The organism is Streptococcus sp. HMSC072G04 (assembly GCF_001813295.1).
Lineage (GTDB): Bacteria > Bacillota > Bacilli > Lactobacillales > Streptococcaceae > Streptococcus.
Genome location: NZ_KV812016.1, coordinates 118,129 through 128,840, shown reverse-complemented (window position 1 = coordinate 128,840; position 10,712 = coordinate 118,129). Strand labels below are relative to the sequence as shown.

At 42.7% G+C, this 10,712-nt stretch carries 10 protein-coding genes; 2 read left to right on the top strand and 8 right to left on the bottom strand.

The genetic code is table 11. The features are described from left to right. The 5 genes from HMPREF2904_RS11875 to HMPREF2904_RS03285 all read right to left on the bottom strand — a co-directional run. On the bottom strand, positions 1-539 hold a 539-nt coding region (locus HMPREF2904_RS11875), incomplete at its 3' end, for an ABC transporter ATP-binding protein (protein WP_256263226.1). Between the two features lie 184 nt (positions 540-723). Beyond that, entirely contained in the window at positions 724-1,341 is a 618-nt protein-coding gene (locus HMPREF2904_RS03300) for a DUF1307 domain-containing protein (RefSeq protein ID WP_070660067.1), read from the bottom strand. A 247-nt stretch (positions 1,342-1,588) separates the two neighbouring features. Then, positions 1,589-2,707 carry a DUF4767 domain-containing protein gene (locus HMPREF2904_RS03295; RefSeq protein WP_070660064.1) on the bottom strand — a complete coding sequence of 373 codons (1,119 nt, stop codon included), beginning with the start codon at positions 2,705-2,707 and terminating at the stop codon, positions 1,589-1,591. Positions 2,708-2,790: 83 nt separating this feature from the next. Beyond that, the gene (locus HMPREF2904_RS03290) at positions 2,791-3,648 is read right to left on the bottom strand and encodes an alpha/beta hydrolase (RefSeq protein ID WP_070660061.1); all 858 of its coding nucleotides are present in this window, start codon (positions 3,646-3,648) and stop codon (positions 2,791-2,793) included. Beyond that, the gene (locus tag HMPREF2904_RS03285; protein ID WP_070660058.1) at positions 3,635-4,927 is read right to left on the bottom strand and encodes a PTS transporter subunit EIIC; all 1,293 of its coding nucleotides are present in this window, start codon (positions 4,925-4,927) and stop codon (positions 3,635-3,637) included. Before HMPREF2904_RS03285 ends, HMPREF2904_RS03290 begins: the two co-directional genes overlap by 14 nt. 317 nt (positions 4,928-5,244) lie before the next feature. Between HMPREF2904_RS03285 and HMPREF2904_RS03280 the strand changes: the two genes are divergently transcribed. After that, entirely contained in the window at positions 5,245-6,639 is a 1,395-nt protein-coding gene (locus HMPREF2904_RS03280) for an MFS transporter (protein WP_070660055.1), read from the top strand. 298 nt (positions 6,640-6,937) lie between these two features. Here the strand turns inward: HMPREF2904_RS03280 and HMPREF2904_RS03275 are convergent, their stop codons facing one another. Beyond that, positions 6,938-7,789, bottom strand: a complete 852-nt coding sequence (locus tag HMPREF2904_RS03275; RefSeq protein WP_070660052.1) for a VOC family protein — start codon at positions 7,787-7,789, stop codon at positions 6,938-6,940. Between the two features lie 179 nt (positions 7,790-7,968). Here HMPREF2904_RS03275 and HMPREF2904_RS03270 point away from each other — a divergent pair, with 179 nt between their 5' ends. Next, on the top strand, positions 7,969-8,664 hold the full coding sequence (locus HMPREF2904_RS03270; protein ID WP_070660050.1) for a VIT1/CCC1 transporter family protein: 696 nt from the start codon (positions 7,969-7,971) through the stop codon (positions 8,662-8,664). Between the two features lie 28 nt (positions 8,665-8,692). On the opposite strand, the gene HMPREF2904_RS03265 is transcribed toward HMPREF2904_RS03270, so the two are convergent. Beyond that, positions 8,693-9,232: an NADPH-dependent FMN reductase gene (locus HMPREF2904_RS03265; RefSeq protein ID WP_070660046.1), complete on the bottom strand. Its 540-nt coding sequence runs from the start codon at positions 9,230-9,232 to the stop codon at positions 8,693-8,695. A gap of 315 nt (positions 9,233-9,547) precedes the next feature. Continuing rightward, the gene (locus HMPREF2904_RS03260; protein ID WP_070660043.1) at positions 9,548-10,582 is read right to left on the bottom strand and encodes an Rpn family recombination-promoting nuclease/putative transposase; all 1,035 of its coding nucleotides are present in this window, start codon (positions 10,580-10,582) and stop codon (positions 9,548-9,550) included. Positions 10,583-10,712 lie beyond the last annotated feature (130 nt).

Here is a 10,712-nt window from a genome sequence, read left to right as displayed (position 1 = left end):
GACTTGGAATCCAGCGCCCCTGTTGGCTCATCGGCCAGGAGGATTTCAGGGGAGGTGATGATGGCCCGTGCTACGGCTACCCGTTGCTTTTGTCCACCAGAGATTTCGTAAGGGTATTTTTCTAAGAGCTGGTGAATGCCCAACTCCCGACTGACGCTCTCCACCTTGCTCATCATTTCCTTGACTGGTCTGCGAGAAAGGACTAGAGGCAAGAGGATATTGTCCTTGACAGACAAGGTATCAAGCAGATTGAAGTCTTGAAAGACAAAGCCTAGTTTTTCCCGGCGGAAGCTCGATGCGTCCTTGTTTTTGATGGTTGAGGTATCGGTGCCATTGAGGTAGACCCGTCCTTCGGTCGGCTGGTCCAGCATGGCCAGGATATTGAGGAGGGTCGATTTCCCAGATCCTGATTCCCCCATGATGGCCACGTATTCACCCTTTTCAACAGTGAAGTGAATATCTTTTAGAGCTTCGACCTGCGTTCCTTGGAAGCGGGTTTTGTAGATTTTTTTGATATGTTGAACGTCTAGTAGGATCATGGTCCGTTCCTTTCTAGCTTGATAAAAGCTTCAGTCTATTTTTACAAATCTATTGTACTAAAACTGAAAGGCTTTCACCATAACATAACCTTACATTTTCCCCTTTATTTCTTACATTTTTGTAAGAAAGCAAAAAGAGAGCAGAGGATCATCTGCTCTCCATTCCATTTAGGACATCTAAACACTATTTTTCGACCATACCGCTATTAATGAAAAGCTCTTTAGCTTTAGAATAGCTGATTGTATTGTCAGCTTCAAGGTTCAGACTAGGGATTATTTCTTTTAATTTTTTAATATCTACTTTGGTGTAATCAATTGTATTGGTGATATAGAAGATACCGTCTTTGTATTCTGATGTCAGTTCAAATCCATGTCCCATCAGATCTTTAAATTTTTCTTGGTTCCTAGCAACAGCTTCTTTCATTGATTGAAGAGGGTTATCACCAGCTACTTTTGAGACATCGTAATCATCAACTTTTTCTTGTACTAACAAGGTATCTCCCTTGTAATACAAGGTGATAGTTGACTTGCCTGCTTCATCACTTGTTTCGAGAACGGTTTTTTGAGCACCTGCTATAGAGTCCTCTTTTTTACTATCATCTTTTTTTGAATCTTTTGTCTTATCATTAGCAGATGATTTTGATGAATTGCTTGATTTGCTTTCTGAACTAGATGACTTTTCTACCTTACTTGAAGAAGACTTTGCATCTTTGCTTGATGATTCTGAAGCAGTTTTGCCAGAACATGCTACTAATGTTGCGACTGATAAGAGAGCCACGCCTGCTGTGAGAAGTTTTTTCATAATTTTTCTCCTATAGATATTGATTGATTATATTTTAAGATGAAATCTTTTTATTGTCAAATATTTTATGTACTTGATCCTTCTTATACCAGTTTTTATCACTAACTCTTAACATGTTTCGCCATCCAATTCACAAAACCCAGAAAATAAATTTTTATTCATTCCGCATATAAAATAAAAGATTAGACAAAACGTCCAATCTTTGATGAATGATTGAAAGAACTGAATAAGCCCGTATTTCTTTTTTTCATTGATGAAGTAATTGATTGAACTCTTCTTGAAGTTCCTTGTTGTCCGTTGGTTTTAGATACATCTTTCCTCCATTGGTCGTTGGAGAATGAAAGACAATACCTTCTCCTGTATCTGTAATGGCAAAGAAATAACTATGCACATCTGGATACTTGTCCCAATTGCTATAGCGTTCCACGATGCGGTATTTTGCATTTCCTTGACCGGTATCTGTATAAATGGCATCCATCTTACTATTTTCCCCTAGAGTGTAGAGGTTGTCTGGTCCTACATCACCGCCAGCGATGCCTTTTTGATAGTTGGGTTGGCCCATCTTTTCGCCCCAGTTCTTCATAAATTCTGCTAATTTTGCTGATTTTTCAGCATTCCAAGGCGTTTTTTCCTGGCTTTGGCTATTTCCCGCTGATGGTGTGCTGTCAAAAGTTTGCCAATCGAAACTCTTGAGATCCAATTTATCCTCATCCGATTTTCCAAAGAGGCTATTCAGATCTGAACCAGGTACTTGGACTTCTTCTTCCTGGACTTTGGTCGCAGCTTGAGGCGCCTTTTCTATCCGTGAGAGCACAGCTACCCCACGGCCAGTTCCTGACATCCAGCTGACTTCTAAGACTTCTCCTCCCTTATAGAGGGTCGTCGCATTGCGCGCTCCACCGTGTCCAGCGACGAAACCTTCAGCTAGTAGAGTCGGTTTTTGGTTCTTGAGGTAGTAGACTCCCGTCACAAAGTAGCCTCCATCGGTCTGCTGATTGGCGATGATCATCTCATCTACCCCATCGTTATTTAAGTCCTTAAAGGCATAGCGAACGGCTTCTGGCTGATTGATCACGGTCTCGATCACCCAACTATTGATCATCCGATCTTCTTTGGCTAATGCATCATTCAATTTGGAAATGGCATCTAAATCTTTTGAAGTGGCAAAAATCTTTTGGTAGTCAGAAAAAACAGACTGGTATAATTGTTTGTTATCTGCTTTTTTCGCTTGTTTTTTTGCTGAAGTCTGGCTTGTTGCAGCCTCTTTTTTGGGACTGGACTGGCGTTGGTATCTCTGGTAACATCCTGTTAACAAGAGCGTACTTGAAGCCACTAAGCCCAATTGCACCCATTGTTTTCTTTTCATCTGATCTCCTATAGTCTCCCTTATTTTCATACTAAACTTTATTATACTAAAAAAAAGGTGAGGAAGGAATCCCTTCGTCACACTTAGTTTATTTTATTCGGTTTGGCTCGACGATCCGTTTGACTTTCAATATGCTCTTTCACCAAGGCAACCACCTCATCATTGGTTGGAAGGTCCGAGTGCTGGGCATCTTCCCCCGTCACCGTAATCTCCGTATAGCTAGCTGCTTGGTTTTGGTAGATATATTTCCCAGCAGAAACACTAGCATCCGGAACCAACTCATCTGAGTCATAGGTGATGGTCCCTGCTACTGAATACATATGAAGGGTTGTCGGGATGGCTTCATTTCCCTTGATAAAATCGGCCAACATCTCAGATTTATTATTGATATTAGTCTCCGTGAAATTGTAGGGAGTTCCGATGGTCATGAGGGTCTTGAGATCTATATCGTAATCCCCCAGATAATTTTCAATAAAGGCTGTATAAATCAAGCCACCGTTGGAATGACCCAAGCCCTTAAAATTATTAAAATTGTATTTTTCTTGAAGGGCTTCGAAGGCCTGATTAAATAGTTTGGCTTGCTTTTTAATGTTGCTGTAGCCATCTTTGTTGTTTTCAAAACCAACCACAATTACCGGCTCATTGTCCTTGGCATCAATACTTCCACTATAGGTGATATGCCCATCATTCCAAACTTTGACCTTGAGCAGGCTGTGTTTGGTTCCTTGGCGGTCTTGGTTGAGCTTGGTCACCAAGCCATCAAAGCGGTTCTCTGTCGCAGAGCTTCCCGGGATCATGATGATGGGAGACAATTTTGAATTATAAAATTTCTCGATTTTTGAAACATTGGTTCGAGTCCAGCTATAAGAAGGAATGGCTAAAGCGATCAAGAAAAGACTGACCAAAGTAAGGACGATGGCTGTTTTTTTAGATGGTTTCATCGCTTTCTCCTTTCACTTTTAAATCTTTTCGGATACGATTTCCCATACGAACAAATGGTAGATAAAGGAGCACATCGACGGCAAAACAAAGGATACTGACAGCTAAAGCCCTCAAACTTCCTCCGGTTCCAATAAAAGCATAAAGAAGGCTAGGAGTCCCATCTGGCACCGGATAGACGGCTGCTGGCATCAGCTTGAAGCACAAAGCTAGAGCTGCTATCGCCATATTCACCAAAGGGATCAATAAAAAGGGAATCACATATAGGAGATTGAGAAGGACCGGTATCCCTACCATGAAAGAAGCCCCATTGTTAAAGAGACTTGGAAACAGACTGAGAAGGCTGACTTTCTTGTCCTTTTGACTTCGCGAAACCAGCAGGATCGCTACCAATAAGGCTAGAACTGCACCAATTCCACCTACCAGACCAAAACTGCGGTACAAATTGGTCAAGGTATAGAGATGAGGAATGCCTGTCGTTGTATGATGCGTCACAGCGTAGGTGAGATTTTCCAAAGCAAAGTTATCATCCGCAATTGAGTTCAAGGCAAAGGATTGACTATTACCAAACCAAGCAGATAGCCCACTAAATAATCCCATGACAAAGGTGGACAGGAGATGATGACTGCTTACCGTTAGAGAAGCCAAGAACTGTCGGATAGTCTGAAAAATATTAAATTGATTTCCAAGAACCAAAAGAAGATTGAGGATAACCCCTAGAACTAAGGACAAGAAAATGGGACGCACAGTCTTGGGTTGATAGATGAAGTCTTTGTCCACAATCTGATCGTCACTGGCTTTAGATAGCCGAAAGATCTGTCCGATAAGATAGCCTAAAACAATGGCTAAGAGGATATTGGTCGTCGCAGGTAAGTTAATGCGTGTCAGTTGCCCATCATGGAGTGGTCCCACCAACAATTCCTGAGACCCTACAATCAAGCTGACCAAAAGAGCAGTCACGCCGGCTGTCCCCGTACTTCGACCGTAATGCCCAGCTGTGTATTTTCCAGCGAAGTAGGTCGCTAAAGGCCCAGCTAGACCTCCTAGAAAGTTGGAAATATTACCGAGGACCTGGCTGATGGCCTGATCCCATGGCAACCAGCTGTCCATCGAAAAGAGCTGATGGATATAGCCTCGATCGGAGAAGACCGATAGAGCGATCACCCGAATGATTCCTGAAAATAGAAAAAAAGGAAATAAGGAAACAAGGGTTTTCTGGGAAATTTGAATCAAACTTTTTTCTCGTAACCAGAAAAACTTCTGGACTAAATACTTGGTCATGGGGCCTCCTGTTCGAGTTGATTGACTTATTCACGTTTACTGCTTTCTTCTTATTATATCATACTGGCGAGCCTTTCCTTTCGTTTGTAGAGACGTCATCATTTGAGAATGCTATTATTTTCAAAACTTTTCAAAAACTCTTTGACAGTGGTCTTCATTTCCTCTATACTATTTGTTAGCTAATAAAACGATGGATCAGGTTAACATCAGTCCTGTTACGCTCACTGCGATTGGATCTGGCGGAAAATCAGATCGTTACCATGATTTTTATACCATAGTCCATATCTTTAGGAAGATTTAGGAGGAATCAGACACCGATGTCACAAGAAAAAATTTCAGCCAAGGTCCTATACGCTATTTTTGCAACAGGGATCCTTTCCTTTTGCGGAGTGGCTGGAGAAACTGCCATGAATATCACCTTCCCAATATTGATGAAGGAATTTGAAATCAATACCGCAACCGTCCAGTGGGTCACCACCATCTATCTTCTAGTGGTTGCCTGTGTAGTCCCCTTATCTGCCTACCTCAAGCGCTCTTTTAAAATGAAGTCCATCTTTTTAGTTGGAAATCTCCTATCTATTTTAGGTGTTCTCATTGACTTCCTAGCTCCAAGTTTTGGCTTTGTGGTTCTGGGTCGATTGGTCCAAGGAATGGGGGTTGGTTTTGCCCTTCCTCTGATGTTTAATATCATTTTAGAGCAGGTCCCAAAACGCAAGATCGGTCTCATGATGGGAGTGGGGACCCTGATTACAGCTATCGCTCCCGCCATTGGGCCTACTGTCGGTGGTCTCTTGACGGCCAACTTCGGTTGGCGGTCCATCTTTTTGGTTCAATTCCCGATCCTTCTAGCTTCGTTAGTTGCAGGACTTCGCTCCATTGAACAAATCAGTACAGTCAAGCGAGAAACGCTTGATATCATGAGCCTTCTCGCCATTATTGCTTCATTTTTAGGCTTGATTTTAGGGATTCACGGTCTTTCTGATCATGCTTTCTTTAGTTTTTCTGTCCTTGGTTGGCTGGTGATTGGGTTTTTGGGACTGGTTCTCTTAGTCTGGCGGTCCAATCAGTTGGAGACTCCCATTATCAACCTTGCCATCTTAAAGAACCATCTCCTCACTGGCCATGTTCTTGCCTTTTTCACTTTCCAATTAGGCTCTCTGGCCATGAGTTTCCTCTTGCCCAACTATGTCCAATTGGTCAACCATTCGAGCACCACGCTTGCAGCATTAATGCTACTTCCAGGAGCCATCATTGGAGCAGGTTTTGCTCCTTTCTCTGGTCTCATTCTAGATAAGTTGGGCGCCCGTAAACCGATTCTCCTTGGAGCTGCTTTAATCCTTCTAGCCCATTTCCACTTCACCCTCTTTGGCCTGAAGCTGACAAATGGCTTGATTCTTATCTTTTACATGATCTTCATGACCGGTATGGGACTGGCCTTTGGCAATATCATGACCAACGGACAAAAACAACTCTCTCTGGAAGAGCAACCCGATGCGAACGCGATCTTTAACACCCTGCAACAATTTGCAGGCGCTGTCGGAACAACCCTGGCTTCGCTGATCGTTGCCATGAGCCAAGCCAATCAAAAGATGGACTTCACCCAAGCCACTGCTAAAGGAAGCCGCAACGGTTTTATGGTCCTATTTGCCTTGGGTATTTTCCAACTCCTTCTCTTATTTTGGGTTGTGGGAAAAGAAAATGAAATGAACTAATTTATCTCATCAAAAAGGAGCTGGGAATAAACTGTCCAGCCTTCGATATTTGATAGAAAAAACTGTATGACGCAGTGGTTGATTGCTCAAAGCACTTCTTTGAGGTGGTAGATAGGACTTGCGAAGCAAGTTTCCTAAGTAGTTGTTCGCTTGATTAAGCTCCAAAGAAGACCTAATGAGGGAAACAAAGTTTCCTTTATCCACAACCTTCAACAGTCTCCCAGACTGTTGAAGCTATGCGGGGGTGGGAAAACGAACTCTTCTAAATTAGTTGGAGTTCTTTCCCACTCCCTTTTTATTATCCTTTTCTAACACGTGTGACAATGCCATCAGGATCTTGAAAGGTAAAGTCATTAGAGCTCAACCATTTGACAGGAGCTCCATGGGCTTTTGCCTTCTCTGCAATGGCCGCCAAGTCTTCCTTCTTTTCGACTTCAACAACGTAATAGGCAAGTCCAGGAAATTCTGCTTCTCTCTTGTCCAAGTTTTTTCCACCCCACTCATTGACGGCTAAATGATGATGGTAGTCTCCTGAAGCGATCCAGCTGGCAGATGGAATGGTGAACTTATCAGATAGATCTAAAACGGATTGGTAGAAAGCAGTTGCTAAGTGGCTATCCTTGACCGATAAGTGGATATGCCCCATGCGGGTATCTGGCGCAATGACGAAAGGCTCTACCTTGTGGCCCATGTCATAGATTTCTTGTGCTGAAAGTTCCTCTGTCACCCCAATGATGCGGCCATCTTCCCGAATATCCCAGTCGGCAACAGGCTTGTCTCTATAGAGTTCAATGCCATTTCCTTCTGGATCTTCCAGATAAAGAGCTTCACTATAGCCATGATCTGCAGCACCGGCAAAGGGATAATTCAACTCCGCAATGTGTTTAAACACATCTGCTAGATCCTCACGAGTCGGCAACAAAATGGCCATGTGGTAAAGGCCATAACTGGTTTGAACCGCCTCCTCACCCTTGGTCTTCTTCAAATGTACCACGGCTTTTCCCTCTGTTCCTAAAAGAACTTCCTGATCTGATTGCGACAGGATCTCCAATCCAATGATTTGTGTATAAAAAGCTATTTGACGATCCAAGTCTTTCACATGTAAGGCTACTTCTGCTAAATAAATCTTGCTACGGTAGGCGTATACCATATTCTATCTCCTTTTTGTTGTAATTGTATTTGTTACAATATACCTCTTTAAATTGTAATGTCAAATATTACAACTTAAACTTCATTAAATTGTCGAACTTTTATCATTTGAGTTAAAATCCTTGCTTTCTTTTTGTATTTTATTTATAATCATTCTAAATAAGATGAAGGAGATATTGTATGACTGAAATGAAACATGGAGTAGATGAATCATTTAACGACCGCTTGAATATCTTGAGAGCCGCTGTTCTCGGGGCCAATGATGGGATTATTTCTATAGCTGGGGTGGTGATCGGGGTAGCCAGTGCCACCTCAAACATCTGGATCATTTTTCTTTCTGGCTTATCAGCGATTCTGGCAGGTGCCTTTTCGATGGCGGGCGGTGAGTATGTCTCTGTTTCCACACAAAAAGATACGGAAGAAGCCGCTGTGAACCGCGAACAAGCCTTGTTGGATCGCGATCCAAAGTTAGCTAGAGAATCTCTCTACCACGCTTATCTTCAAAATGGAGAATGCGAAACTTCCGCAAAGATTTTAACAGAGCGAGCCTTTCTGAAACATCCTCTCAAAGCCCTGGTCGAAGAGAAATATGGTATCGAATACGAGGAGTTTACCAATCCTTGGCATGCTGCTGCATCTAGCTTCCTTGCTTTTTCGGTTGGTTCCCTTCCTCCAATGCTCTCTATCATTCTCTTTCCAACTGCCTATCGCATTCCGGTGACGGTCTTCGTTGTTGGACTATCCTTGATCTTCACTGGCTATACCAGTGCAAAACTGGGAAAAGCACCAACCAAGCAAGCCATGCTTCGCAACCTCATCATTGGCCTTCTCACCATGGGTGTGACTTACTTCTTCGGACAACTCTTTAGTATCTAAAAAGCTGAGACTTCTGTCTCAGCTTTTCTTATGCTTCTAATAATGCTTGTGCTTGTTTTTCCAGTCCTGCGACCGCTTCATCTGTCAAGACTAATTCACCTGTTCCCCAAGCTTCTGGGTTAACGGTTGTTCCAGTGAACTCTCCAACTACTTGAGTTCGAACGAATGGCAAAAGCGCTTGGTATGCCGCAAACATTGGTTCGTGTCCGGCATTGGCTACTGAAGAAACCGTTACGATCTTATCTTGAAGGGCAGATGGACCACGAGTTTCTGACAGGTCAAGGGCACGGCTAAGCCAGTCGATCAGGTTTTTCACTACACCTGGAATAGCAAAGTTATAGACTGGCGAGAAGATCCAGATGGCATCCGCAGCAAGAACCGCATCACGCGCTGCCTGCACAGCAGGCAGGGTTGGTGCTTCCAAATCTTGGTTCATCATTGGAATGTCCTTGTAGTCCAAGTAAGTCACCGTTGCTTTTCCTTCCAGAAGGCTTTCTGCTTTCTTAGCCATTTGGTGGTTAAAAGATCCTTGACGAAGAGATCCGACGATAAATAAAATGTTTTTCATAGTTGTTTCCTCTTTCTGTTGTAAGATTATTTATTACAATAGCTATTATACAGGATCACAATGTAATGTCAAGGATTACAACTCGTATTTTTAAACTTCTATTCCAGTTCACTAGGTGAGGGGCAAGAGGAGTGAGAAAAAAAGGTTGGATAAAAGTTTCCAACCTTCAATAAATCATAACCGTATAAATCTGTAGAGGATCAAGATCCAAAAATAACGAACTCCTGACGATCTTTACAATCCATTTTAGAACTACTTTTTTCTCAGCAAGGTAATTCTCGAAGTTTCATTGTTCCCAAAATTCTGTTCACGCTACTACTCCTCGTCAGACGAATCCGTAGCCAACATTTTTTTGATGGATTCGCTGGATAAATCCGTCATTTCAGCAATCATCTCGATACTCATCCCCTTCAAAGCCAGTTTCTGAATCAGAGACTGCTGACCAGCTTGAACTCCCAACTCCATGCCTTCTTGTCTGCCTTGTTCCAATCCCTGTTCGAGACCACGCTCAAGACCTTGTTCTAAACCTTGTTCGAGCCCCTGTTCGAGACCTTGTTCAAGACCTTGTTTCAACCCTTTCTGAAAACCGGCTTCCAGTTGTTCTTTCCGAAAGGTATCCATGCTCATCTCCCAATTTTCTCTGATACGAATCCGTTCATCAATCATTTCTTTTTCCTCCCTTGTCCAATTTGATGGGATCAGGAGTGATTCTGCCTGCTCGATCACTTGATCTGGTTGATGACTGAATGGGCGATTGCCAAAAAATTCAAGCCATTGTCTCCAGTGAGCATTCAACTCCGTATCTCTACTTTCATTATACTTATCCAACTCTAAAAAGGCAACCTTTAACATATTATGAGCTACTCCATCCTTTCGAGAGCTATAAAGAGGTGTCCCGTCTACCGTATGGCGCATTTCATAGACATTGACAGGTGAATCTAAATGAGGAAAAATACTTCGCTCCAAGATAGCGATCCCATAGACCGGCTCCAGCTCCTGGTACATAGAATGGGTCGCTCCTTTCTTTCGCTTGCGTTGGACATTTTCTACCAGTTGATTGGCTAAATAATAGTGGAAACGATTCAAGAAATACTCTTGCTTCAAAACTTGAATCTCAATGATGACTTCAAGCCCACTATCTAGCCTTGCTCTCACATCAACAGATGTTTCAAAAGGAAGATCTCCTAAAAACCCCTGCTCATGGATCTGGTCTCCTTCTAAAATCTCAACGGACTCTACTGGCAGATCCAATACTTCGCGGATAAATTTGGCTGTCACATCCGGCAGACTAAAAATCTTTTTTGCCATTAAATCCAAGGTGGGCGATACATACTCGTGTCGTTTCTTCATAGCAACCTCCAATGATTTCGTGTAGGGAATCCCCTCACTTATACCATTCGAAAAAATTGCAGAAAAAAGGGAGTGAGAAAGAACTCTGACTAGTTAAAAAGAGTTCGTTTTCCCACCCCCGCATAGCTTC

Coding starts and splice junctions, on each gene's coding strand:
- HMPREF2904_RS03300 (WP_070660067.1), bottom strand. CDS start 1,341: ATGAAAAAACTTCTCACAGCAGGCGTGGCTCTCTTATCAGTCGCAACA.
- HMPREF2904_RS03285 (WP_070660058.1), bottom strand. CDS start 4,927: ATGACCAAGTATTTAGTCCAGAAGTTTTTCTGGTTACGAGAAAAAAGT.
- HMPREF2904_RS03295 (WP_070660064.1), bottom strand. CDS start 2,707: ATGAAAAGAAAACAATGGGTGCAATTGGGCTTAGTGGCTTCAAGTACG.
- HMPREF2904_RS03280 (WP_070660055.1), top strand. CDS start 5,245: ATGTCACAAGAAAAAATTTCAGCCAAGGTCCTATACGCTATTTTTGCA.
- HMPREF2904_RS03270 (WP_070660050.1), top strand. CDS start 7,969: ATGACTGAAATGAAACATGGAGTAGATGAATCATTTAACGACCGCTTG.
- HMPREF2904_RS03265 (WP_070660046.1), bottom strand. CDS start 9,232: ATGAAAAACATTTTATTTATCGTCGGATCTCTTCGTCAAGGATCTTTT.
- HMPREF2904_RS03260 (WP_070660043.1), bottom strand. CDS start 10,582: ATGAAGAAACGACACGAGTATGTATCGCCCACCTTGGATTTAATGGCA.
- HMPREF2904_RS03275 (WP_070660052.1), bottom strand. CDS start 7,789: ATGGTATACGCCTACCGTAGCAAGATTTATTTAGCAGAAGTAGCCTTA.
- HMPREF2904_RS03290 (WP_070660061.1), bottom strand. CDS start 3,648: ATGAAACCATCTAAAAAAACAGCCATCGTCCTTACTTTGGTCAGTCTT.